At 62.3% G+C, this 25398-nt stretch carries 22 protein-coding genes; 19 read left to right on the forward strand and 3 right to left on the reverse strand.

Annotated elements, in window-relative coordinates:
• Positions 1 to 157 precede the first annotated feature (157 nt).
• A complete protein-coding gene (locus HNQ83_RS26775; protein WP_175391858.1) occupies positions 158 to 1006 on the reverse strand; it encodes an AraC family transcriptional regulator in 849 nt (282 codons plus the stop codon).
• A 94-nt stretch (positions 1007 to 1100) separates the two neighbouring features.
• On the opposite strand from HNQ83_RS26775, the gene HNQ83_RS26780 reads away from it, so the two are divergent.
• The gene (locus HNQ83_RS26780; protein ID WP_256669251.1) at positions 1101 to 2027 is read left to right on the forward strand and encodes a LysR family transcriptional regulator; all 927 of its coding nucleotides are present in this window, start codon (positions 1101 to 1103) and stop codon (positions 2025 to 2027) included.
• Between the two features lie 123 nt (positions 2028 to 2150).
• Here HNQ83_RS26780 and HNQ83_RS26785 read toward each other — a convergent pair whose 3' ends face one another.
• Positions 2151 to 3065 (reverse strand): LysR family transcriptional regulator, encoded by a 915-nt coding sequence (locus HNQ83_RS26785; RefSeq protein WP_175391859.1) that lies wholly within the window; start codon positions 3063 to 3065, stop codon positions 2151 to 2153.
• A gap of 71 nt (positions 3066 to 3136) precedes the next feature.
• On the opposite strand from HNQ83_RS26785, the gene HNQ83_RS26790 reads away from it, so the two are divergent.
• Positions 3137 to 4192, forward strand: a complete 1056-nt coding sequence (locus tag HNQ83_RS26790) for an AraC family transcriptional regulator ligand-binding domain-containing protein (RefSeq protein ID WP_175391860.1) — start codon at positions 3137 to 3139, stop codon at positions 4190 to 4192.
• A gap of 113 nt (positions 4193 to 4305) precedes the next feature.
• On the opposite strand, the gene HNQ83_RS26795 is transcribed toward HNQ83_RS26790, so the two are convergent.
• Entirely contained in the window at positions 4306 to 6003 is a 1698-nt protein-coding gene (locus HNQ83_RS26795) for a sulfatase-like hydrolase/transferase (protein ID WP_175391861.1), read from the reverse strand.
• A 389-nt stretch (positions 6004 to 6392) separates the two neighbouring features.
• Here HNQ83_RS26795 and HNQ83_RS26800 point away from each other — a divergent pair, with 389 nt between their 5' ends.
• The 17 genes from HNQ83_RS26800 (at position 6393) to HNQ83_RS26880 (ending at position 25308) form a co-directional block, all read left to right on the forward strand.
• Complete coding sequence (locus HNQ83_RS26800; RefSeq protein WP_175391862.1) at positions 6393 to 7745, forward strand: UDP-glucose/GDP-mannose dehydrogenase family protein; 1353 nt, start codon at positions 6393 to 6395, stop codon at positions 7743 to 7745.
• Entirely contained in the window at positions 7742 to 8803 is a 1062-nt protein-coding gene (locus tag HNQ83_RS26805) for an NAD-dependent epimerase (protein ID WP_175391863.1), read from the forward strand. Before HNQ83_RS26800 ends, HNQ83_RS26805 begins: the two co-directional genes overlap by 4 nt.
• Positions 8800 to 9546, forward strand: a complete 747-nt coding sequence (locus tag HNQ83_RS26810) for a sugar transferase (RefSeq protein ID WP_175391864.1) — start codon at positions 8800 to 8802, stop codon at positions 9544 to 9546. Before HNQ83_RS26805 ends, HNQ83_RS26810 begins: the two co-directional genes overlap by 4 nt.
• Positions 9546 to 10193 carry a CpsD/CapB family tyrosine-protein kinase gene (locus HNQ83_RS26815; RefSeq protein ID WP_175391865.1) on the forward strand — a complete coding sequence of 216 codons (648 nt, stop codon included), beginning with the start codon at positions 9546 to 9548 and terminating at the stop codon, positions 10191 to 10193. The genes HNQ83_RS26810 and HNQ83_RS26815 overlap by 1 nt, the downstream gene beginning before the upstream one ends.
• Positions 10194 to 10216: 23 nt before the next feature.
• Positions 10217 to 11242, forward strand: a complete 1026-nt coding sequence (locus HNQ83_RS26820) for a polysaccharide biosynthesis/export family protein (RefSeq protein ID WP_175391866.1) — start codon at positions 10217 to 10219, stop codon at positions 11240 to 11242.
• Positions 11243 to 11259: 17 nt separating this feature from the next.
• Entirely contained in the window at positions 11260 to 12852 is a 1593-nt protein-coding gene (locus HNQ83_RS26825) for a Wzz/FepE/Etk N-terminal domain-containing protein (protein ID WP_175391867.1), read from the forward strand.
• Positions 12849 to 13937: a glycosyltransferase family 4 protein gene (locus HNQ83_RS26830; protein ID WP_175391868.1), complete on the forward strand. Its 1089-nt coding sequence runs from the start codon at positions 12849 to 12851 to the stop codon at positions 13935 to 13937. Before HNQ83_RS26825 ends, HNQ83_RS26830 begins: the two co-directional genes overlap by 4 nt.
• Positions 13934 to 15301: an O-antigen ligase family protein gene (locus HNQ83_RS26835; protein ID WP_175391869.1), complete on the forward strand. Its 1368-nt coding sequence runs from the start codon at positions 13934 to 13936 to the stop codon at positions 15299 to 15301. Before HNQ83_RS26830 ends, HNQ83_RS26835 begins: the two co-directional genes overlap by 4 nt.
• Positions 15298 to 16266: a glycosyltransferase gene (locus HNQ83_RS26840; protein WP_175391870.1), complete on the forward strand. Its 969-nt coding sequence runs from the start codon at positions 15298 to 15300 to the stop codon at positions 16264 to 16266. The genes HNQ83_RS26835 and HNQ83_RS26840 overlap by 4 nt, the downstream gene beginning before the upstream one ends.
• Entirely contained in the window at positions 16259 to 17395 is a 1137-nt protein-coding gene (locus HNQ83_RS26845) for a glycosyltransferase (protein ID WP_175391871.1), read from the forward strand. The genes HNQ83_RS26840 and HNQ83_RS26845 overlap by 8 nt, the downstream gene beginning before the upstream one ends.
• A 12-nt stretch (positions 17396 to 17407) precedes the next feature.
• Positions 17408 to 18409, forward strand: a complete 1002-nt coding sequence (locus tag HNQ83_RS26850; protein WP_175391872.1) for a polysaccharide deacetylase family protein — start codon at positions 17408 to 17410, stop codon at positions 18407 to 18409.
• The gene (locus HNQ83_RS26855) at positions 18406 to 19725 is read left to right on the forward strand and encodes a lipopolysaccharide biosynthesis protein (protein WP_175391873.1); all 1320 of its coding nucleotides are present in this window, start codon (positions 18406 to 18408) and stop codon (positions 19723 to 19725) included. Before HNQ83_RS26850 ends, HNQ83_RS26855 begins: the two co-directional genes overlap by 4 nt.
• Positions 19722 to 21650, forward strand: a complete 1929-nt coding sequence (locus tag HNQ83_RS26860) for a hypothetical protein (protein WP_175391874.1) — start codon at positions 19722 to 19724, stop codon at positions 21648 to 21650. The genes HNQ83_RS26855 and HNQ83_RS26860 overlap by 4 nt, the downstream gene beginning before the upstream one ends.
• An 86-nt stretch (positions 21651 to 21736) precedes the next feature.
• A complete protein-coding gene (locus HNQ83_RS26865; RefSeq protein ID WP_175391875.1) occupies positions 21737 to 22426 on the forward strand; it encodes an N-acetyltransferase in 690 nt (229 codons plus the stop codon).
• A gap of 4 nt (positions 22427 to 22430) precedes the next feature.
• Entirely contained in the window at positions 22431 to 23645 is a 1215-nt protein-coding gene (locus HNQ83_RS26870; RefSeq protein WP_175391876.1) for a GNAT family N-acetyltransferase, read from the forward strand.
• A complete protein-coding gene (locus tag HNQ83_RS26875; protein WP_175391877.1) occupies positions 23617 to 24411 on the forward strand; it encodes a ChbG/HpnK family deacetylase in 795 nt (264 codons plus the stop codon). Before HNQ83_RS26870 ends, HNQ83_RS26875 begins: the two co-directional genes overlap by 29 nt.
• 204 nt (positions 24412 to 24615) lie before the next feature.
• Positions 24616 to 25308, forward strand: coding sequence for a GNAT family N-acetyltransferase (locus tag HNQ83_RS26880; RefSeq protein WP_175391878.1), 693 nt, complete (start codon positions 24616 to 24618; stop codon positions 25306 to 25308).
• The last annotated feature ends 90 nt before the right edge of the window (positions 25309 to 25398 follow it).

The following is a 25398-nucleotide window of genomic DNA, read 5'->3' on the forward strand; positions in this document are numbered from 1 at the left end:
CGTTTGCCAAAGGGACTCGCCGTAAGGGCGAAACCATAAGCAGCCGTTACCGCAGAAATGGATATGTACCCGGTCAACAAAAGCCAGGTCGGCTGTCAGGCCGCCTTCGCGAGCAGGCTCGCTCCCACAGGGTTTGTGGTTCATCCCGAAAACGTTCTTACCCCACCTGCAGCCCCAACCGAAACTGCTTGGGCGTAATCCCGAACCGCTTGCGAAACGCCCGAATAAAATTACTCGGCTGCCGATATCCCAATCGCTCGGCAATCCGCTCAATCGGCTGATCCCCCGCCGTCAACCAATGCCGCGCCAACTCCAGACTGTCGCCACGGCTGTGTTGCGCCGCTTCGTTCTGCCAGTGCCGCAACATGCTCTGATGCAGAAATGGATTCGCGCCCAGCAAGGGCTCATCGAGACAGGACAACAACATCGTCAGGCACGGATGCGACCCCGCCCGCACCTCGATGCCGACACTGCGCAACCACTCGCCAGCCGCCTGTTGCGGTGTCAAAGAAACCCCGACAAATACCTCCCCCGGTGCCCGTCCAAGACGCCGGGCGATGTTGCGCACCAGGCTCAAGGTCGCCGCGTCCAACCCGAAAAAATGCGGCAACTGGTGAGCGCCGCGCAAGTGCAAGCGGGCCTGCCCGTCGACCTCCTCCAGCTCCGCCAGCACATCGTCGGTCACTCGCGGCAGGAACTCGGTGAAGCACGCCAGGCTGGTGCGCAGCGTGGCGGCGGAGTCGAGCAGAATGTTCAAGCCTTGCAGGCTGGTGGTCGCCATGCCATTGACCAATTCACAGCCAAACGTTGCTCCCGCCCCCAGGCGCTCGCATTCGTGCCACAGCTGTTCGACCAGCTGCGCGGGAACCCGTAGCCCCTGTCCTTCCAGCAAGGACAGACAGATCCCCGCCCTGCGCAGCAACTGCTCCTGGCACAGGCCGGAGCGCTGGGCGTGACTGAGGATGGTCCGGGTAAAGGCACTGGAGGCAAAGGTTTGACGGTTCATGGCGAGCTGCGACGAGAAGACAGGCGTGTACTTATGCCAGCCTCTGTGCTATCGATCCAATGCATTAAAAACATCCGTTGAATGCAGGAGACGCATGATGGATCTTCGACAGCTTCGCCACCTGGTGGCCCTGGCCGATTACCGCAGTTTTGGCCGCGCCGCCGAGGCGATCAATCTCAGCCAACCGGCCTTCAGCCGCAGCATCCAGACCCTTGAGCGAGACCTCGACTGCCTGCTGGTGGAGCGCAGCAGTCGTGAATTCCGTCTGACCGGCCAGGGCGAATTGGTGCTGCAACATGCCCGGCGCCTGCTCGCCGGCAGCCAGGCACTGCACAACGAACTGACCCAATACAACGGCCTGACCGGCGGCGAACTGCAATTTGGCAGCGGCCCTTATCCGGCGCAATTGCTGGTGCCCGAGGCACTGGCGCAGTTCATCCAGGCCCACCCGGCTATCCGTACTCGCTTCCACCTCGGCGATTGGGAGCAACTGGCGCTGTGGTTGCGCGAGCAGCAGATCGAATTTCTGGTCGCCGACTCGCGCTATTTCACCGGCGACCCGCAATATCAGGTGCAACTGCTGCGACCACGGCGCGGACGGTTCTTTTGCCGCGTCGATCATCCGTTGGCCAACCGGGAAAACCTGTCGCTGCGCGCCCTGCTCGACTATGCCGTGGTCGGCACGCGCATCCCGCCGATGATCCGCAAGATCCTCGCCGACGTGCAGGGCGAGCCGGACTTCAACCCCAGCGTCGAATGCGCGCAATTCGACGCCATCTGCCGCGTGGTCAGGCGCTCCGACGCGGTGGGCATCGCCACGATGGAAGCCCTTGCCGAACAGGTCGATCAGGGGTTGATACGGCTGCTGGATTTTGTCGACGTGCCCAGCGACGACCCCGGTCTGTTGCTGCATTACGGCATCGTCAGTCGCGTCGGCTATTCCCTGACACCGGCGGCGCAGGCGATGGTTGAGGCGATTTTGCAGGTGGATCAGCGTTTGTTGGCGGTGAACCAGCCCTGAAGAACACCGCCATCCCTGTGGGAGCGAGCCTGCTCGCGAAGGCGATGTATCAGACACCGCGGATGCTGAATGTGCCGGCCTCTTCGCGAGCAGGCTCGCTCCCACATTGGATCAATTGAATAATCATGCGCGTCGTGCCTGTTCCTGCAACGCACGCGGCTCACCCAACGCCCGCAACAAACAATGCATCGCCTCCTCGCGACTGCGTTCGAAGCGATAGCGCGATTCGATGTAGAGCGCCAGTTTCAGTTCCACCGGTTCGTCCAGTGGCAGCGGCGCCTGTTGCAGGCCCAGCACAGTGGCGACCCGACTCGGCAGGCTCATGCCGAACGGTTGCCGCTCGGCCATCAATTTGGCCGCCAATGTGCTTTGGGTACTGGCCGCCAGGGTCCGGCGCAGGCCTTTCAGGCCGAGGTGCAAATCCACCGGGCTGAGCCCGTCGCGGCGGCTGGAAATCTGGATCTGCGGTTGTTGCAGGAAGGCCTCGAGGGTACGCGGTGGCTGCTTGAGCCCGGCGCCATAGGCGAACACGTAGTGATCGGCGGGCAGTACCCGTTTGTGCAACCCGGCCAGTCCGGCCAGGGGCTGGTCGAGGTCGATCAGAATGTCCAGTTTGCCGCTCGCCAGTTCCTGCAAGGCGTCGCGTCGGCGCGGCTGGAAATAGCGCACTTGCCAGTCGGCATGGGGCGATTCGAGCAATGCCTCGAGCAGCACCGGTTGCAGGCAGTCCAGGCAACTGATGCGCAACAACGGGTGGCTTTGCCGTGCAGCGGGTATCATGCGCAGGCCATCGCGCAACGACTCCAGCGCCGCGCGCACGTAATCGGCCAGGCGATGTGCGACCAGTGTCGGCGTGACGCCCAGTCGGCTTTTGATAAACAGCGGATCACCACACAACTCGCGCAGGCGACGCAGCGCATTACTCATCGCCGGTTGCGACAGGCACATCACCTCGGCGGCCCGGGTGACACTGCGTTGCTGGTAGATCGCATCGAAGGCGAGCAAGAGGTTCAGGTCGAGCTGGCGTAAATCAAGCATGGTCTTGCTCCGGCAAATCGCTTAACGTCGGGCAGCCTAACCAGTGTTGCGAAACTTGCTGTGAGCCCTACATGACAAAAAGCGATCAGTCATTGCGCCATCCATCGCAGCCCAATGCGTTCTACGCGCCGACGTTGCTGCCGGCCATCGAAGAATTGCTCGCACGCGGCATTGCCCGCGAACCCATCGAAGACCTGTTCCGCCGTAGTCTGTTCGAGCTTCGTACACCGTTCATGCGCGTTCCGCTGTTCCTGTCACGGCGCTTCTGGGCATTTGCCTTGGAACAGACCGGCGACCCGTCGATCGGTCTGGCGGCGGGCCGACGATTTGTCTCGACGGCCACCAATGGCCTGACGTACCTGTTCGACGTGGCCGCGTCCCTGGAAAGCGCCTGTGCTTACTTCGAGCGGTTCTTTCCGTTTTTCAGCGGACACTTCCAGGCGCGAATCCTGCGCGACGGCGAAACGGTCGAACTGCAGCTGCTCGACTGCGGCAGTGTGAAAGCCAGCGCGCCAATCGCCGATTACATCCTCGTCAGCCTGTGCAGCATGCTGCGCCGAAAATTCCTGGCCAGTGGCCTGACGCGAGACCCGATCCTTGGCGTCGACCTGGCTTTTCCATGTACCGGCGATCCCGAACATCACGCCCAAGCGTTTCGCGTACCGGTACGCTGGGGCGTCGCCCAGCATGGGATTCGCCTCGACCCGCAGCTGTTCGTCGCCGCGCTGACACCCGGCAATCATGAGCTTGAACACACCCTGGTCGAGCTGCTGGAGCAGACCCGGCGCAACAGTGAGCCGACGTTGCTGGAGCAAGTCAGCGACCACCTGATCGCCGACCTCGCCGGCGCGCATTGGCAGACGTTTTGCGCCCGCCAGCATTTGCTTGAACGTACGGCGGCACGGCGCTTGAAAGCACTGGGCTGGAGCTTTTCCGAGCTGCTGGATGAATACCGCCGCTGTCGGGCCGAGGATCTGTTGCAGGCCGGGGAGCTTGAGTTGGTCGAGATATCGGATCGGCTGGGGTACGGCGATGTGCAGAGTTTCAACCGGGCGTGTTTGAGATGGTTGGGGTGTGCGCCGGGGGTTTATCGGGCTCGTTGGGTACATCCTTCAGATTTGCATTGATTGAGCTGACGCTTTCGCGAGCAGGCTCGCTCCCACAGCGGATTTGTGTTGTACACAGAACCAATGTGGGAGCGAGCCTGCTCGCGAAGGGGCCCGCCAGTTCAATCAATAAATCACTGCCCCGACGCCACACTCGCCGGCGCCTGCGTCGGCGTGACAATGCTGTTCAAGTCGATGTACTTCCACTCCGGCTTGGCCCCCAGCCGCGCATTGAAGCGATAGTTGAACGTGAAGTCATCGGCCGTCGGCACACTCAGCGGTTTGCCATACACCGCTTCCACCCCCGCCAGGTCGTAACCCATCAACTGCAGCAAGGTCGGGAAGATGTTGTAGTGGCTGGAGTGATCCTTGTTGCCGGCCAGGTGCGCCTGCCAGTCCGGGGTCTTCAATCCGCTGCCCTGAATCACCACCAGCGGCACCAGTCCTTCCTCTTCCACCGGGTCACCGCCGCAATGGGTGTTCAACCCCGGGTTGCCCCGCTCATGCAGGTCCTGTCCGTGATCGGAGGTGTAGATCAGCAAGGCGTTGTTCAGATTGGCCTGGGCAAACACCCGTGAAAAAAACTCCCCGACGTTCCACAACAACGTGTTCTTGTAGGCGTTGCGGTACAGCACCCAATCGTCCGGCTGTCCATTGAAACCGTTGCGTTCGCCCGTGTCCGCCACTTCGACGAACTGCCCCCGGGGCAATGTCGGGCGGTAGGCCATGAACCCATCGGGGTATTTATCGTGGACCGGGAAATGCGCCCCGACCTTGTTGATGATCACCAGTTGCGGCTGGTCGTCATTGAGCAGTGCGATCAGCTTGGCCGCCGCCGCCATGTCGCGGTCGCGCACACTGGTCTGGTCGAACTGCACAAACTCATCGATGTCCTTTTTCTCAGTGGCGCTCATCAGGTTCTGCAAATTGCCGCCGGTGCGCTGGGCGTCGATATAGACCGTGCGCAAACCGGCTTTTTTCGCATACTGCCAGATCGACGGCAGCGTGCTGTTGATCCGCATGTAGTCGGCGCGGGTGCCGCCATAGCGCAGGGTGACGTTGGTATCGACGCTGCAGTTGGCGATCGAGGCGGCGTAGCCAAAGTTGAAGATCGCGACGCCCGGACGCGGTTCCTTGAGATGACTGTGCACGCCAAACGGTGCGTTGATGTCCAGGTAGTTGCCCGAGATGCTCTCGTCGACGATCAGTACGATGTCGTGAGCCACCGGTTGATCGATGCGCGCCAGGCTCACCGGCTCGCGCGGACCGACCGTGTTGTGCAGGGACTCATAGGCAAACAGGTTCAGGTAGGCCAGTGGCGTATACATGAAGGGCAATCCACGCGCGCCCTCCCCGGCACGCACGAACAACACCGCACTGAGCAGCAGCACCCCCAACACTGGGGCCGCCACCAACACCGCACCCGGCAGAGGCAGACGCCGACGTGGCTTGAGGCCGATGCCCAACAGCAGCAGCAACCCGCCGAGCACGCCGCTGATGATGGCGCCACGGTACTGATACAACGCTTCTTCGATGAAGCCGCCGGAATACACCAGCGAAACGAAACTGCTGTAAGTCAGATAGTCGGCGGTGACCCGCGAATACACATCAAAGAATACCGCCGAACCAAACATCGCCAGCGCGAACAAGTGCCGAATCAGTGTTTGGCGGATGTAAGCCGTCATGAACAATGCAACTGTCAACACGACGAACATTCCGGCAAACAGCACTAATGGGAAGTTCAATCCGATCGCACTGATACGACCAAAGTAATAGTCGTAATGGGTGAGCAAATAGACAGCTATCAGAATTTCTTTGAGGTATCGAATCATTGTTTTGACGCCGGTTATCCAACACTGCCGCCAATGGGTTGCCGGCCATTTTTTGACACTAGCATTGCGCGACCAAATCGCAAGAAACGTCAAAAATCAGCCGAAAGCGTCAAAAAAAAATCGTCTCAATTCTGACACACTCAAGCCTCTACAGCCCTTGTATTTCAAGCCTTACGACCGTTTATCGCTTTCTTGAAAATCTTCTCGAAGGCGCAAAATTACGGCGAAGCCAGCAGGGCCAAGCCCTTGATGGCAATTGGCCCCCCAAAACTGGGGGTGTCTTAGCTCTTTAACATGTCAGTTTGCTGACATGGTTTCCCAAGGCTGGGCTATACCCCTTTTGACAGTCCCATTTTTGATCTCTCCACCGTCTTACGAGGCACGCCAATATGGACGTGAGCGTATTTGGTACGGGCTACGTTGGCCTGATACAAGCAGCGGCACTGGCCGATGTTGGACATCGCGTCTTATGTGTCGACATCGATCCGAACAAGATCAAGCAGTTGCAACAAGCTGTTCCACCAATTAGTGAACCTGGACTATCCGGCACGCTGGAAGAAAACATCAAGGCCGGTCGGTTGCTCTTCTCCACCCAGGCCAGTGACGCCGTCGAACACGCCGAGTTGATCTTCATCGCGGTCGGCACGCCGGCCGACGAGGACGGTTCCGCCGACCTCAGCCATGTGCTGAACGTGGCCCGGCAGATCGCCAGCTATATGGAGGCCGATCGCACCCTGATCATCAAGTCCACCGTGCCGGTCGGTACCGCGGACCAGGTCGCGGCGACCGCCCTTCAAGAACTGCAGCACCGGGGCAAGGGTTCGCTGCAGGTCCGGGTGGTGTCCAACCCGGAGTTTCTCAAGGAAGGCAGCGCCCTGGCCGATTGCATGCGTCCGGACCGGATCATCGTCGGCACCGGCGACGACACGGCCCGCAGCCAGATGAGCGAGCTGTACGCGCCCTTCTGCCGCAACCATGAAAAGCTCATGTTCATGGACAACCGCAGCGCCGAGCTGACCAAGTACGCCGCCAACGCGATGCTCGCCACCCGCATCAGCTTCATGAACGAACTGGCCAACCTGACCGAACTGCTGGGGGCCGACATCGAAGCGGTGCGCAAGGGCATCGGTTCTGACCCGCGCATCGGCTACCACTTCATTTATCCAGGTTGCGGCTTTGGCGGCTCGTGCTTTCCCAAGGACCTGCGCGCCCTGTTGCACACCGCCGAACACAACGGCATGCCGCTGCGTCTGTTGCGCAGCGTCACCGACGTCAACGACAGCCAGCGCCACATCCTGTTCAGCAAACTCAAGGCGCAGTTCCCCCAAGGGCTGGCCGGCAAGTCCATTGCGATCTGGGGCCTGGCCTTCAAGCCCAACACCGACGACATGCGCGAAGCACCCAGCCGCTACCTGATGGAGTCGCTGTGGGCCGAAGGCGCCAGCGTGCAGGCCTATGACCCGGAAGCCATGTCCGAATGCCGGCGCCTCTACGGCTACCGCAACGACCTGCACCTGTGCGCCACCCGCGACGACACCCTGGAGGATGCCGACGCGCTGGTGATCTGCACCGAATGGAAAAACTTCCGCGTGGTCGACTTCGACCTGCTGGCCAGCAAACTGCGGTCACGGGTGATCATCGACGGGCGCAACCTGTACAACCCCGAACATGTCGCGGCAGCCGGTTTGCATTACAGCGGTATCGGCCTGCGTCACGTCGTGCCCGAGGCGCCGCGCCCATGAAAATCCTGGTGACCGGAGCCGCCGGCTTCATAGGTGCCCATTGCGTGTTGCGGCTGTTGCGCGACGGGCACCAGGTGATCGGGCTGGACAACTTCAACGACTACTACGACCCGCAACTCAAACACGATCGCGTGCGTTGGGTGCAGGAGCAGGTCGGCCATTTCCAGCTTGCAACGATTGACCTGGCCGATGCTTCGGCCCTCGAAACCCTGTTTGCCCGCGAACAGCCCGAGGTGGTAATCAACCTCGCGGCCCAGGCCGGGGTGCGTTACTCCCTGGAGAAACCCCGGGCCTACCTCGACAGCAATCTGAGCGGTTTCCTCAACATCCTCGAAAGCTGCCGCCACCACCCGGTCAAGCATCTGATCTTCGCCTCTTCCAGCTCGGTGTACGGCGCCAACCAGCACACGCCTTACTCGGTGCGCGACGGCGTCGATCACCCGCTGTCGCTGTATGCCGCGACCAAGAAAGCCAATGAACTGATGGCCCACAGCTACAGCCACCTGTTCGGCATTCCCTGCACCGGCCTGCGGTTTTTCACGGTGTACGGTCCCTGGGGTCGGCCCGACATGTCGCCGATCCAGTTCGCCCGGGCGATCACTGAAGGCACGCCGCTGAAGTTGTTCAACTACGGCGAGCACCAGCGCGACTTCACCTACATCGACGACATCATCGAAAGCATCGCCCGGCTGATCGAGCGGCCGCCACAGGCCAATGCCGAATGGGACCGCGAGCAACCGGACCCGGCCAGCAGCATGGCGCCGTGGCGAATCTACAACATCGGCGGCCAGCACCCGGTGGAACTCAAGGACTACCTGGCCCTGCTGGAAAAACACCTGGGAAAAAAAGCCCGGGTCCAATTGCTGCCCTTGCAGCCCGGCGACGTACTCAATACCTGCGCCGATGCCAGCGACCTGGCCCGCGCGACGGGTTTCCAGCCCCGTATCGAGCTGGATGAGGGACTTGGGCGCTTCATTGCCTGGTTCCGCGACTACTACCCACTGCCTATCGCCCACGCGCCGCTCGCGGTTGAACTTCAGCGGAGGACTGCTCAATGACTGGACATGAAAAAGGTGTGCCGATCAATCAATTGCGCCGCGACAAGCGCCTGGACCCCGAGCACCGAATGCGCCTCGATGCGGCGATCCACATGCAGGGTCGCGGTTGGGTGACAGGCCGCGAGGGCGGTCGGCCCTGGACGCTGTCGCGGACCAACCGCGTACTGGCCTGCCTGGGTGCCCTGGTGATTCTGCTGCTGATCTCGCCCGTCCTGCTGGGCCTGGCGCTGGCCATCAAGCTCACCAGTCCGGGTCCTGTGATGTTCGTGCAGAAACGCACCGGCTACCGCGGCCGCCTGTTCGGCATGTACAAGTTCCGCACCATGGTGGCCAACGCCGAAGAGCTCAAGGAGTCGCTGCGGCACCTGAACAAGCACGGCGCCGACGCCATCGACTTCAAGATCGACAAGGATCCGCGCATCACGGGCATCGGCGGTTTCCTGCGCCGTACCAGCCTCGACGAGCTGCCCAACCTGATCAACGTGGTGACCGGCGACATGCGCCTGGTCGGCCCGCGGCCGACGTCGTTCAACGCCTATCGCTACAAGGACAATCACCTCGCTCGCCTGAGCATCTACCCCGGCATGACCGGTCTCTGGCAGATCTCCGGGCGCAGCAATATCGACTTCGACCAGCGCGTTGAGTTGGACCTCAGCTACATCGCCGAGCAGAGCCTGCTGCTTGATCTGAAGATCCTCCTGAAAACCCCCTTCAAAGTATTCAGCGGCCACGGAGCAAGCTAATGGACGGTTCAACTGCAAAGAGCCTCAGCATCGCCAACCCCAGCGAGTCCAACCTGGCCTCGACCGTGCTCGACCAGGATCTGCGCATCCTGTTCCTGACCGCCGCCAACCCAGGCGCGGGCACGACCACCAGTGCTCTGGTGCTGGCCACTCAACTGGCGCAAATGAGCAGCGGCCAAGTGCTGCTGGTGGACGCCAGCCAGTCCTCGACCAACCTCACGCAACAGCTGGGATTAACGAAGGAGCGCGGTTTTCGCGACCTGCTGTTCAACACCCAGAGCCCGCCGCTGTTGCAGGACTGCGTGGTGGACGTGTCGAGCCTGCCCTTTCACATCCTGCCCAACGGCCGATTTGCCCGGGGCACCGAGCACCTGACGCCGGAACGCCTGGGGCCGTTGTTCGATGAGCTCGGCAGTCGCTATCGCTTCGTGGTGATTGACGGTGACGCGGTGTATTCGGCCGCCGACACCCTGGTCATCAGCACCCAGGTGGACGGCGTGATCGTGGTCGTGCGCTCTGAAGACACCCGCTGGGAAGTGGCTCAAGCCGCGGTGCAGCGCCTGACCCAGGCCGGGGCCAAGCTGGTCGGCAGCGTGTTCAACCGGCGCAAGTACTACATGCCCAAGTGGCTCTACAAGAACCTGTAAGCCATCGCAAAAAGGATGACGCCATGAACGCCAAAATGCTTGTCCTGCTGTTGCTGCCACTTGCAGGTTGCTCCAGCACTTCGGAAACCCAGAACATGCCGGTGAATATCCTCACGGCCGCACCGGCCAACGCCCAGGCCACTGACATGCCCAAGGTCGAGCAGACCTTGCGCCCACAGGATGTGCTGGACGTGATCTTCCACATCAGCACCAGCGGCTCGGATGCCTACCGCATTCAGTCCGGTGACCAGGTCGGGCTGAACTTCACCGCCGCCAGCCAGCTCAACGGCAATCAACTGGTGCTGCCGGACGGCACCATTGAACTGCCGGGCGCCAACACTTCGGTGAAAATCGCCGGGATGACCTCGGAAGAAGCACGCCAGGAAATCCAGCGCGCCTACAACCGCAAACAACTGTTCCAGCCCAATCGCAATCAGCTGTCCGTGCAAATCATCAGCCCGTTGACCAACGAGTCGAACCTCAAAAGCGCGCTGAATCACCCGGGCACCGGCATGAGCCGGGAGATCACCGTGGGCACCGATGGCTATGCCAGCTTCCCGGAAATCGGCGCCGTGCCACTGCAAGGCATGACCGTCAATCAACTGGAAGACTTCCTCAATAAAAAGTACGCGCAACTGCCGGGACGGATGTCCGTCGACGTGCTGCTCAAGTCCACGGCGGGTAATGAGATCTACGTGCTCGGCGAAGTCGGCCAACCGGGTTCCTACCCGATCCGTCGCCCGGTCTCGGTGCTCGAAGCCCTGACCCTGGCCCGTGGCTCCAACGTCAAGGCGCGCCTCGATTCGGTGATGATCATGCGCCGCAACGGTAACCAGGTAGAGGCCCACCGGTACGACGTGGAAAAAGCCCTGTCCGGCGATGCCTCACAGATCGCCTACCTGCAACCGAACGACATGCTCTACGTGCCCAAGACCAAACTGGCCAGCGCCGGTGAACTGGCGCGGCAACTGGCGGACGTGGTGCTGTTCCAGGGTGTGGGCTTCAGCTTCGGCTACCGGGTCGACAACAAAGACAGCGACAACAACTAACTCTCAGGTGATCTGACATGAACCCAAAGGAAAACTACCTGCACGAGTTCTTCAGGATCTTCTTCGCCAACAAGCAATTGGTGAAGCGCGTATTCCTGGTCTTTGCAGTCATCGCCCTGGTCTTGCCGCTGCTGCTCAAACAGAGCTTCGATATCACCGCCCAGGTGATCGTGCAGTCGAAAAAACTTTCGCAGGGTGACGCCACCACGTCACTGAACCAGGAAAACGCGCAATTCATTCCGCCGTCACTGGCTGACATGGAAACCGAGAGCAACATCCTGCGTTCGCCGGGCCTGATTCGGCAAACCATCAGCGAGTTGCGGGACAAGGGTGAATACACCCCGCCTCCCGGTGTGCTCAACAAACTGTTGGCCCAACCGTTCAAGCAGTACGTCAGCACGCCGCTGCGCGAACACGTGATCAACCCGGTGAAGTCCGCGCTGGGCATGGAGACCGATCCGGTGCGCGACACCGCCCTCGACGGTTTGACCCAACAAGCCATCGACAGCCTGAAGATCGAAACCCTGCCGGGTTCCAACGTGATCTCGATCACTTACAGCTTCCCTGATCCTGCCCAGGGCACCAAGTTTGTCGCGGCCCTGCTGCAAAACTACCTGGTCAGCCGTCAGGCACTGCAATCGATCGACCTGCCACAGAGCTTCTACGAAACCAAGAAAACCCAGTATCAGGTCCGCCTCAACGGCCTGGAAGCCAACCGGCAGGCGCTGCTGGAATCGGTCGGTGCCGCCGATCCCAAGGAAGAAATCACGTTCCGCCTCAACGCCATCAACACCGAGGAGCAAGCGCTCAACCTGTATCGTGATCGCCTGCTGCAAAGCCAGCGCTGGCTCGACTACCTGAAAACCAGCCTGGCGACCGCCAGCAACTCCAAGCTCAACGACTACACCTTCCCCTACACCTTCACCACCACCGTGGATAACGTCGCTTTCGAAGATCGCGAGATCAAGCAGATGGGCGAGGCGCTGACCAACCAGGTCAGTCGCTACATGAACGACCTGGCAATCTTCCAGCCTGGCAGTGAACCGATGCTGCTGACCCGCGAGCAAATCGCCCGCACCCGCCAGCAGTTCCTCAAAGTGGTGAGCAACCGGATCCAGGAGCGCACCAACGACCTGGCAATTGTCAGCTCGGTGATCGACCAGAAGACCGCGCGCATCACCGACTTCAAAAACCGCATCCACCAATTGCAGGAAACCCAAAGCAAGCTGCGCCAGGTGGACACCGAGATCGACGCGCTGCACGCGGCGTTCTCCACCTACGCCCAGCGCTTCGCCGAAAGCAGCACTGCCCGCTCGCTGGACAACGACCTGTCCAACGCCCGGGTCCTGAGCCCGCCGTTCGAACCGACCGAAGCGGCGTTTCCCAAACCGCTGCTGATCATTCCATTCGGGCTGTTTACCGGTTTGCTGCTGGCCATTGCCCTGGTCTATGTGCGTGAGTTCTTTGATCACCGCTTCAAACACCCTGCGCAAATTACCCATGAACTGGGCTTGCCGGTGCTGTTGGTGATCAACGATCAGCACGCGGAGCCAGGCAACCCGCACAAGAACTGGAGCGTGCCGAGCTTCGTCCATTGGGTGCGCAATTGAACGCGCCCCTCAAGCCTTCGCTGCCGATCATTCACCTGCTCAGCAGCGGCGGGTTCTACGGGGCCGAGCGAATGTTGCTCGACCATTGCCTGGCGACGCCGGGGCAACATCAGGTGCTGTTTCTTGATGCACCGTACGAGTTGCTCGCGCGGTTTCGCGAGGCCGGGGTGGACTGTCGCAGTTGCACGGGGCTGGGGGCGTTGCTGGCGCATTTGCGCCAGCGGCGGGCCGAGCGTCCACTGATCAACACGCACAACTTCAAGGGATTGCTGTTTGGCTGGGTCGGCGCCACGTTGCTGCGCCTGCCGCTGGTGATCACCCAGCACGGCTTCACCCCGCGCAGCCGCAAGCAAAAGTTCTACACCTGGCTGAGCCTGCAACTGTGCCGCACCGCGTCGGTGAACCGCGTGGTGTGCGTGGCCGAAAGCATTGCCACGCTGTGTCGCCAGGCCAGTGTGCGGGCGGAGAAACTGCAAGTGATCCCCAATGGCCTGCCGGCCAGCAACGATCTGCCAGCGCAGGCGACTCAGCACCAACGCTGGCTGGCCGGTTACGTCGGGCGCCTGAGCAGTGAAAAAGGTCCGGACCTGTTTCTCGATGCACTGATTCCGTTGTGTCAGCAGCACCCGCAACTGGACGTGGTGATGCTGGGCGACGGCCCGGAGCGGGACAGCCTGTTGGCGCGCATCCAGGAAGCGGGGTTGCAGGAGCGCATCTCGCTGCCGGGATACCAGACCGACATGCGCCCGTGGTGGCGGCAACTTGACGCGTTGGTGATCAGCTCGCGCACCGAGGGCACGCCGATGATTCTGCTCGAAGCCATGCAGGCCGGCGTGCCGGTGGTGGCCTTTGGCGTCGGCGGGATTCCCGATGTCCTGCAAGACCGGCACAACGGCCTGTTGGCCCCACCCGCCGACAGCGCCGCCCTCGCCCGGCAGATCGACAGCTTGCTGCGCGACCCGGCGCTGGCGCGGGAGCTGATCGACAACGCAAGGCGTACGCAACTGGATCGCTATGACCTCAAGGCCCTGGCCGAACGCTGGTCACAGCTTTACATCCATACCGCACGGGAGGCACGCGCGTGATATTTCCGCTCTCGATCGTCAGTCTGCTCGGCCTGGTCTGCCTCGCTTTACTGGCCAGCCCTTATCCGTTTCTGGCGCCGGGAGCGGTGTTGGGCGTCGTCGGTGTCGCGGTGCTGTACCGCAAACCGGCCTGGGGCCTGTTGGGTATCGCGGCGCTGATCCCCCTCGAAGGTTTCTTCAAGGACAACGCGCTGTCGGGCACCAAACTGATCGGCGCGTCGCTGGCGCTGATCCTGATGTTGCAACTGGCCATGCACCAGATTCCGTCCGAGCGCTTGCGCAGCAACCTCTGGCGCTACCTGGGCTGGTTCATGGTGTTGTACCTGCTGAGCATGCTCAACACCGATGACATGGGCATGTCGCTGGGGCATCTGCGGGAACTGGGCGTCGGCCTGATCCTGTTTGTGATCACCCTGCTGATCGGCCGTGAAATGAACCTGGATCTGTTCGCCAAACTGGTGACCCTCGGCGTCACCCTGACCTGCGCGCTGGCGATGTTTTCCAGCAAGTACCAGGATCAGGGCCGCGCCGCCGGCCTGCTGGAAGACCCGAACGCCTTTGCCATGCTGATCGCCTTCGCCGTGCCGCTGGCGCTGCTGCTGGTGATTCGCAGCCCGAATTTCCTGCACCGTCTGTTTTGGATGGGGTGCTTCATTCTGCTGCTGGGGGGCATGACCAAGACCGAATCCCGATCCGGGCTGGTGGTGTTGTTCCTGAGCCTGATGATCGGTATCTGGCATTACCGCGCAAATCTGATCCGCATTCGTCCGCGTCACCTGGGCTTTGCCATGCTCGGCCTGGCCATCGTGATTCCGCTGGCGATTTATGCGATGCCACCCGGTTACGTCGCACGCATCCAGTCCCTGAGCATCCTGAGTTCGGGCGCCAAGGCCCAGGACGAATCCCTCGGCCGCCGCGCCTCCTACATCGTGGTCGGCAGCGGGATGATTCGCGAGAACCCGCTGCTGGGCACCGGCCCCGGCACCTTCCCGCTGCACTACGCCACCACCGGGTATGCCAAGGCGTTTTCCGCCAACCGCAAGATCGGTGACCTGTACCGCCGCGCCCACAACACTTACCTGGAAATCTTCAGTGAACTGGGGGTTCCCGCCGGGCTGTTGTTCGTCGGTATGCTGGCCACGGGGTTGTACAACATCACACGCGCCCGGCAGGTCTGGATGAAACGCCGCAACTGGCAGCAGGCCGACCTGATGACCCACCTGGGCATGAGTTTCCTGTCGCTGACACTGTTCCTGATGTTCCTCAGTGCACCTAATCAAAAGTACGTGTGGATCATGCTCGCCATGACCAGCGTGCTGCGTCTGAAAGCCGAAGAAAGTCCAACGCTGGAGGCCAAGGCATGAGTCGCATCAGCATCGTCATCCCGATGTTCAACGAGGCACGACATATCACCCGGACCCTGATTGCCGCGCAACACGCCGCCGATTCCGCCGGTATTGAATGCGAGCTGATCGTGGTCGACAACGGCTCCACCGATCAAGGCCCGCAGATTGCCAGGCAGTTCGGCGCGCAGGTGCTGGACATGCCCGGCCTGTTGATCGGCGCACTGCGCAATCGCGGGGCGGCCGTCGCCACCGGGGAATGGCTGGCGTTCATCGATGCCGACATCGAGATGCCCGAGGACTGGATCACCCTGCTGCTGAAAATCCACACCGCGGTTCAGGTCGACATTCTCGGGCTGGACCTGCACACCCCGGCCGAGGCGCCGTGGTACGCCAACGCCTGGCAACGCCGCATGCTGCGCCCCAGTGCCGAAACGGTGCAATCCGTGGGCTGGCTGCCCAGCGCCAACCTGCTGATGCGTCATCACTGGTTCGACAAGGTCGGTGGCTTCAATGAAAAACTGCGCACCGGCGAGGACAAGGATTTCACCCTGCGCCTGGCCGGCGCTGGCGCACGTCTGCTGTCGGTCAATCAAAGCGTCGCCCTGCATTGGGGTTACGAAGGCAGTTGGCGCGAATGGATGGGCAAGGAGTTCTGGCGCCAGGGCAGTCACCTGCAGTTGTTGCGCAACCACGGCATCACCCTGCGCTTGCTGCGTTTCCCGATGCTGTCGATGGCCGCCTGGGTGGTGGATGTCGCCGCGCTGTTCGCCCTGATCAACGGCCAGTGGCCGCTGACGCTGATGCTGTTGCTGCTGACCAGCCTGCCGGCGCTGGTGTTGAGCCTGCGCCAGAGCCTGAAACACCGCGATGTCGGCCTGACCCTGCAACTGTGGGGCCTGCACTGGGTGCGCCTGCACCTGGCCGGGGCCGCGTTCATTCTCAGTCTGTGTCAATGGAATGCCAGGAGGCCTGCCCGTGGCTGAATTCATTTTCTGGATGTGCCTGTTGTTACCCGTCTACGCCTACCTTGGCTACCCGTTACTCCTGACCTTGCTGGCGCCGTTTTTTCCGGCGCGGCGTCACGGACCGGCAGCGCCGATGGACGTGAGTATCGTGATTGCCGCGCACAACGAAGCCCGGCACATCGAAGAGAAACTGCGCACCGTGCTGGCCCAGGATTACCAGGCGCGTTCGCTGCACATCATCCTGGCCAGCGACGGCTCGACCGACGACACCGTGGCCTGTGCGCGCAAGGTCATCGACCCGCGCATCACGGTGCTTGACCTGCCCCGCCAGGGCAAGGCCGCGACCCTCAATGCCGGCGCCGCATTGAGTACCGGTGAGATTCTGGTGTTCACCGACGCCGACAACCAATGGTCCACCGACACCCTCGGTCACCTGCTCGCGCCGCTGGCCGATCCCAGGGTCGGCGCCTGTGCCGGGCACATGCTGATCCCGGTGACCGGCAAGGGCCTGAGCATCGGCGACAGCCTGTACCGGCATTACGAAGGCTGGCTGCGCAAGGTGGAAAACCGCACCGGCTGCATGGTATCCGCCGACGGCGCCCTGCTCGCCTTGCGTCGCGAGTTGTTCCAGAACGTGCCGGCGGAGGTCAACGATGACTTCTTTATCAGCACCTGCGCGCCGGTCGCGTTCAAGCGCATCATCTACGTGCCCGAGGCCCGGGTGATCGACACCGGCGTAGATGAAGCCGACAAGCAATTCCGCCGTCGCCAGCGCGTGACCGTCGGCGGCTTGCAAAGCCTCGCCCAGCGCCGCGAGCTGCTTAACCCGCTCAGACATGGCCTGTATGCGATTGCCTTGATCAGCCACAAATTGATCCGGCGCCTGGCGCCGATCCTCCTGCTGCCGTTGCTGCTGAGCAATTTCTGGCTGTGGGACGACCACGGGTTCTATCGCCTGAGCCTGATCGCCCAGTTGCTCGGTTACGCGGTGGCCATCGCCGGCCTGCTGGATTCGCAACACCGCTTGCCCAAACCCTTTCGCCTCGCCGCTTTTCTTCTGGTGACCCTCGCCGGGATGAGCATCGGTCTGTGGCAGTTCCTGCGCGGCCAGCGTTACGCGCAATGGAACCCCGAGCAAAATCGATGAGAGGCACGCGCCATGGCGATCAAACAATTATTAAAACGCACCAGCGGCTGGCTATACCTCAACTCCCCCGTTGGACGCCAGCAGCTGCATGGCGCCGGGGTCATCCTGATGCTGCACCGGGTGTTGGCCGACGACCGCGCCGCCGAGCTGCCCCATCGCAATGAACTGTGCGTGGGCCCCAAGGCTTTCGAGCACTTGCTGGGCTGGTTGAAAAAACATTTCGACTGCGTGCCGTTAATGGAGATTCTGCAACCGGGCAGCTTGCGCTCGCAGCGGCCAAAAGTGACGCTGACCTTCGACGACGGCTGGCGCGACAATGCGCTCAATGCGTTCCCGCTGCTGCAAAAATACCAGGTGCCGGCAAGCATTTTTCTGTCCACCGATTTCATCGGCAGCCGCCAGCGCTTCTGGTGGGAAAGCATCGGCGAGACCCTGTGGAACAGCCATGGAGATAAGGCTCGGCTGCATCTGATCGAATGCTTGCAGCAGTTGGGCCGCCCCTTGCCGGCGCCGTGCGAAGATCCGGATGTGCAACGGCGCAGCCTGGCGCTGCTGCACTTCCTGCAAAACCTGAAAACCTTGCCCCCTGCGGACCTCAATCGCCTGACCGACGCGTGCCCGCAGGAATCGCTGCCACAGGCGCTGGACTGGCATCAGGTGCGCTCGCTGGAATCCTCCGGGCTGGTGCGCTTCGGCCCCCACGGTGCCAGCCATGCGATCCTCACCGGCCTCGACGATCAACAACTGGATGAAGAACTGAGCCGCAGTCGCCAGGCACTGTTGAACGGCTGCAACCGGCCACTGCCGGTCTACTGCTACCCCAACGGCGACAACGATGCGCGGGTGCGCCAGCAGGTGGCCGACCACCGCTTCCCGTTTGCCCTGGGCACCGGCACCGGCATTTATCGCGGCAATGACGACCCGCTGGCCCTGCCACGGTTCGGTGTCAGCCAGCGCACGGCGCGCAATCCGGAGCTGCTGTCCTGGCGCATCTACCGCGGGGCGCGCCCATGAGTCGCAGCAGCTACATCAAGCACCTGGCCCTGAGCATGGGCACCAAACTGGCGATGATCGCGCTGCGCCTGCTGCGCAACGTGTTGCTGGCGCGGATTCTCGGGCCGAGTGAACGCGGCCTGTTTGCCCTGCTCAGTACCCTGCCCGACCTGATCAGCGCCGCCACCAGTGGCGGATTGAATTCGGCGGTGGGTTATCAGGCGGCCAAGCAACGGCCCATGGGCTTGTTGCTCAGTCAGGTGCTGGTGTTCGGCTGTCTGCTGGCCGGCTTGCTGACCTTGCTGGTGGTGGCGCTGACCCGCGAGTTCGGCAGTGAACTGGACATCACCACACAACTCGGCCTGCTGGCCTGGCTGCTGTTGCTGGCGGTGCCGCTGACAGTGCTCAAGAGTGGTTTGCTGACGTTGCACAACGCCTCGGGGGGCGTGGTGGCGTTCAATGCCTTGCGGCTGATCGAGTCGCTGGCCCCGCTGCTGCTGTTTCTCGCGTTGTTCTGGATGTGGAAAAGCGCTGCCCTGGAAGCCGCGCTGATCAGTTGGCTGGCGGGCATCAGCCTGGTGGTGCTGGTCGGTTGGTTGTGGCTCAAACGCAATCAACCGCTGACCCTGCAATGGGACCGCGCCAGTCAGAACGAACTGCTGCGCTACAGCGCCCGCAGCCACCCCGACCTGCTGTTCCAGCAAGTGATCCTGCGCTCCGACTACCTGTTTATCGGCGCTCTGCTCGGCAGCACTGCGCTGGGTCACTACGCCATGGCCAGCGCCGCCGCCGAGTTGCTGTTGATTGTGCCGGAGGCCGTGACCACGCCCTTGATGAAACGCCTGCTGCAACAGGAAGAAGGCATCGAAAAGGTCACGCCACTGGCCCTGCGCCTGACGGCGACGGTGATGCTCGGCGCCTGCCTGACCATGGCGGTGATCGGCGAATGGCTGATCGTCACCTTGTTCGGCGTCGCTTATCAGCCAGCGTATCCGGCGTTGCTGGCGCTACTGCCGGGCCTGCTGGGGTTGTGCTACGCGAGCATCCTGCGCCTGGACCTGCTGGGCAAGAACCGCCCCGGTTCGATTTCGTTGCTGATGGGCCTCGGTGCCCTGCTCAACCTCGCGCTGAACCTGTTGCTGATCCCGAGCTATGGCATCGTCGGTGCCGCGGCGGCTTCGTCCATCGCTTATCTGGCCGTGACCCTGGCGTTGCTGGTGCTGTATTGCCGCTTGAGCCAGGTGCCGGTCTGGCAAACCCTGATCATCCTGCCCAGCGACGTGGCACCGATGCTACAGGTCCTGCAACGCAAGTCAGCGCAACGGAAGTCGGCATGAAACATTTCGCGCTGGCGGTGAGCCTGGGCCTGTCGCTCGACGCGTTCACCGCTTGGGCCGGGCCGATGCGCTGGGCCGATATCCGCGACGGCAGTCTGTACCTGCAAGCGGATCGTCCCGACACCGTGACCGTGCGCTGGGTGCCCGCCTGGCAGGCGGATGCCAACGAAGAACACCTGTACCTGCTCGACGGCCAGGGCAAGCTGGCGGGCGAACGCAGCATTGCCGCCAGCGAATCCAGCGGCAGCCAGCGTTGGCCATTGGCACCGGGCGCCGCCAGTTATCGCCTGGAGATTCCCGGCTACAGCTTCCGCCGCTACAAGGTCGAGCACGACGAAGGCACAGTGGCGCTGTTCGCCCCGGCCAAGGTGCACTTCAGCGCGGAAACCCGCGACGGCGACGAGCTGTTTTTCAAGGTCGCGGCGGGTGAACACGCGGTGCTGGCCGGCAAGTTCCACGGTGGCGTCAGTGCCTTGCAGGCCCAGCGCGTCGGCGATGGCCAGCAGTTGTCACTGGCGCTCAAGCCGTATCGCGCGTATTGGCAGTTCGATCAGGTCGCATTGCCCGTGGCCAACGCCGACCAGGTCTGGCGCCTGCGCCTGCAAGGCAGCGGCAAAGTGGCGTTCTGGCTCGACGGCACGGCCAACCTGTTTGCGCAGACTGCGCAGCAGCTCAAACCGCTGCGTGAAGACGATGGCCAGACCCGCCTGACCCTGCACGACAAGATCCTCGGCAACACACCGAACCTGGGCATCGCCCTGCCCTATGTGCTGCCGCCGCCCGCGAGCTACGCGGTGCTCGATGCACTCAAGCCACAGGCGGGCGCTTACTACAGTTTCGTCGACATCCTGTCGAAACAGCCGCACTACGAAGACGCGTTCCGCCAGTTGTACCAGGAGCGTTTCGGCATCACCCAGGACATCACCCTGCTCGCCGGCAGCCAGCGCCAGGCCGATTTGCGCGCCGACACCATGAGCAACGCCGGCCTCGACGCCTGGCTCGCCGCCACCCGTGCCTTGGGCGGCAAAGGCACCCATTACATCGGTTTTGCCGACGAGCCGAACCTCAACTATCGGGACTACGCCAGCTACCAGAGCATTTTCAACAGCATGGCCCGGCAGGTGCGCAGCAACCCCGACAACGCCAAGGCGGGCGTGCGCATCGCCATGCCCGCCAGCTCGCGGCTGATCAACGGTCCGTTCGCCGACAACGCCGCCGACAAGCGCGGACTCGACTGGGCCAAACGCTTGCTGGCCGAATCCGGCGACAAGATCGATGCGCTGGCCTGGCACGAATGGATGGTCCGCGATCTGTTGGCAACCCGGGTCTATCGCGACAGCGTGCGCCGCGCCGCCGACCTCGTGGGGCTCGACAGCCAGGGGCGGCCGCGCAAGGCCTTGTTGCTGGACCAGACCAACATGTCCAGCGGTTCCAGCCTCAGCCCTTACGATCAGGAAACCCACTTCGCCTCGCTGTGGTGGGCCTCGGTGGTGATCAATTCGGCCCAGGACGGCTTGCTGGAAATGCTCAACTGGTTCCAGGCCGCCGACGAGCCCGAGTACCCCAAGGGCATGCTGCGTGTGCAGGGCGAGGACCGTTTCGAACTCAAGCCAGTGGGCCTGGCCCAGCAGTTCATCCAGCAGCATTGGCTGCACAGTGTGCTGTACCTGGAAAACGATGCGTTTGAAGTCGACGTGCTGGCCATGGCCGACGACGCCAAGCGCACCCTGCTGGGGGTCAACAAAGGTTCGCGATTGCAGCGTGTCGACCTGGCCGGGGCGCATTGCCCGCTGGCCAATGGATCACTGCGCTATTTCGGCGCCGACAACCGCAGCCGCGACGCTCCATTGACCTGCAACGACGGTCGCTTGAGCTTCGAGCTGCCAGGGCAAACCCTCTTCGCCCTGACCTGGAGCGTCTCGTGACCGCCGCTCTACTGCTTGGCCGCGCAGCCCATTCGCCGCGCGCTGGATCACTCCACTTGCGGGACAACCCGCCAGGAGCCAACACCATGAGTGTTTTGCAGAAAATCAGCCAACACATCAAACAAAAGGGCTTGAAGACCACCCTTAAAAAAGCCTGGAAACACTACGTGTTTTCCCACGAGGAACTGATCTGGATGGAACGCGATCTGGTCAGTCCGATCCCGCCGCATAAGCTCAAGCCCTACCCGCCGTTGCAGGTCGTCGCCATTACCCCGCACAACACGGGCGCCTTCGCCCGCCACTTCGGCGACCGCGTGGGCACCATGGCCGAACTCGCCGCCGAAGGTCACACCGGGCAGATGCACCTGGACGAAAACGGTGACGCCGTGGCGTTCATCTGGGGCGCCGCCCGCGACTATCACGACCGCCATTACTACGGCTGCTGGTTCCCGGTGAATGAAGGCGAGTTCTTCGAATTCGGTGGCGAACTGAGTCGGGGCTATTGGGGTACGAAGCTGTCGATGGACCTGCAGACGGAGCTGTGGAAAGCCATGCTCGCCCAGGGCTGCAACAAGGTGGTGGATGTGTGCGAGTGGCACAACGTCCCGGCCCTGAAATTGCACATTCGCACCGGGTACAAGGAACAGGGACGCATCATGAACGTGTATGAATTGTTTGGCCGCTGGCGCTTTTTCCGTGAAACCCGCTACACCGGCTCGCGCCTGGACGCCTTGCGCAAACCGGAACGTTCATCTGCAGAAGCTTCGGTGGCATGAGCCTATGACAGTGCGATTGGAATGGCGTACTTCGCTGTGCGCCGCAGACTTCCCCGCAGCGGCTTATGAAGCGCTGCGACTGCGAGTGATGGACCACACGCCGTTCAACGCGCTGGCCTGGATGTCTGCGTCGGAACAGGCTCTGATGGCCGGCGAACGCTTGCACGTTCTGCTCGGCTGGCAGGGTCAGGAGCTGGTCCTGTGCCTGCCCCTGGTGGCGTCCGTCGAACGGTTTGGCGGGCTGCCGTTTCGGGTGCTGCATCACCTGGGCTATCCCCTCGCCGACCGCCTCGCGTTGCTCGCCTGCCTGGACGCCGAGGGCATGCGCCGGGCATTGATCGAGATTCGCCGTCGACTGCCCCATGCGTTGCTGCAACTCAACGAATTATGCGAACCGGTCGATGACGCAACCGCGCTGACCGAATGGATGAGCCGCAGCTCCACCGCTGAACGCCGCCTCGGCTGTCGCGCGCCAGTGCACGTGATCAGCGAGGCCGATCGCCAGGAGGTCTCCGGGGATCCGCGCTACAAACTGCGCCGGGCACGCAAACGCATTGCTGCCTGTGGTGCCCAGGTGCGGCGTATCACTCCCGACGCCACGACCATGGGTCCGTTGCTCGAAGCCATCAGCGAAGTCGAAGCGGTGAGCTGGAAAGGCGATGAAGGCGTCGGCATTTTTGCCGACGAGCGCCGCCGCCAATGGATGAACCAGGCCTTCACCGCACTCGCCGCCCAAGGCCTGGTACGCGTGGTGGTGCTGGAACTGGACGGACGCTGCATCAGCTATCGCCTGGGCTTGCTGGAACAAGGCCGGCTCTACGATTACAACCTTGCGTTCCTGCCGCAATACGCCGACCTTGGCAGCGGCCGGGTGCTGCTCGAAGAATGGATTCGCTGGGGTCTGGACGACAACTGGCGCTGGATCGATGCGTCGCGGGTAAGCCTGGAAAACTCCAGCCATCAACTGCATGAACGCATGACCGGGCACATGGAACACTGGCGCTGGAGCTTCTACTCCTGGCGCCCAAGCGGCCTGGCCCTGGGGCTTGCCCTGCGGTTCTGGCAGCGCTGCAAACCATTGTTGCAACAATGGCGGGCCAGGCGTGCGGCAAAGGCCAGCACCCCTGCGCCCGTCGCGGCCACGGTGATCAAGGCGGCAGCACCCGCCGACAAACTCATGGAGGGCGAACATGCCACACCAAGTCATAGTCAACGCTGACGATTTCGGCCTCAGCGCCTGCGAAAACGCGGTGATTCTGGGGGCTTTCCAGGCCGGGATCATCAGTTCCGCCACCGCCATGGCCAACATGCCAGCCTTCGAAGCGGCCTGTGCCCTGGCCCAGCATCCGCTGCTGGCGGGGCGCATCGGCCTGCACTTCAACCTCACCTACGGTCGCCCGTTGAGCCGGCGCATCCTCACGCGTCGCACCTTCTGCGACAGTGCCGGCGTGTTCGACCTCAACCTGTCCCGCACCCGCCTCTGGCTCGGTCGCCAGGATCGCCTCGCGGTGGAGGAAGAGCTGGAGGCCCAATGGCAACGCTGCGTGGATAACGGCGTGCGCCCCAGCCATCTGGACTCCCATCAACACGTGCACAACATCTGGCCCATCGGCGAGATCGTCGCGCGCTTCGCCGCCCGCCAGGGCATTCCCGTAAGGCTGGCGCGCAATCTGGGGCAGAACCTGAGCCTGCCCAAGCGCCTGTTCAAGGAACTGCTCAACCATCGCTTGAACAGCCTGGCCGGTGCCACCGCTGACTACGTGTGCACCCCGGTGGATTTGCGCAACGCCGCGCCGCCCAGCGACGGCCTGCTGGAGATCGTCGCCCACCCCAATCAGCTAGGCGCCGATTTTGGCGATGCCTACCTGAATCAGGGGGAGTCGCTCAGCGCGCTGCTGGAGCATCGCTTGCCGGGTGTGCCAAGGGTCGCGTACAGCGCTGTTGGCGGTGCGTTCAATCGCCGTGCAGAGACGGTGATGGAATAACCGTTCTGGCCCCGAATCGTCCATTCGAAAAGCCCCTCCGGATCGTCCCGGAGCGCGGCTTTTTGACGCCTGAAAAGTGTGTCAAGGATGTTACATATATTGAAACAAATTGCCTGCAAAGGCGCCTGCATGCCACGTCCAGCGTGATCTATACCCAACAGTACCTTCACCCCAGCACGGCCAATCCCGGCCAAGGAGGGCTTCATGAGCCTGATCGACAAACTCCGCGAACGCATCAAACAAAAAGGCCTGAGCCGCACGTTCGGCACACTGTGGAAACGCTATGTGTTTTTCCATTGGGAGTTGCTGTGGATGGAGCGTGATCTGGTCAGCCCCGTACCGCCGCACAAGCTGCGTCCGTACTCCGGCGTGCGCAAGGTGGACATCACCCCGGAAAACGCCACGGCGTTCGCCAAACACTTCGGTGACCGCGTACAGACCATGGCCGAACTGGCTGCCGAAGGTCACACCGGGCACATGTACCTGGACGAAAACGGAGATGCGATCGGGTTCATCTGGGGCAGCACCCGCGATTACCACGACCGTCACTATTACGGCTGCTGGTTCCCGGTCAAACCCGGCGAGTTCTTCGAATTCGGCGGTGAAATGATCCGTGCCTACTTCGGCAGCAGCCTGTCGGTGGACGTGCAGGTCGCCTTGTGGGAAGCCATGGCGGCCCAAGGCTGCAACAAGGTGGTGGACGTCTGCGAAACCCACAACATCCCGGCCCTGAAGCTGCACATCCGCATGGGCTATCACGAACAAGGCCGCGTCACTCACGTCTACGGGCTGTTCGGCCGCTGGCGCTTCTTCCGCGAAACCCGCTACACCGGCTCACGCCTCGATCCGCTGCGCAAACCGGGACGGCCGGTGGTGACGGCGGCGGCACAGGCTTGATCCAGGGTTGTACCTGATAGACCGAGTCGCTTCATTCGCGGGCAAGCCCGCTCCCACAGTGGATTTTCGTCGTACACAGGATTTGTGTTG

The organism is Pseudomonas sp. C2B4 (genome assembly GCF_013359695.1).
GTDB lineage: Bacteria > Pseudomonadota > Gammaproteobacteria > Pseudomonadales > Pseudomonadaceae > Aquipseudomonas.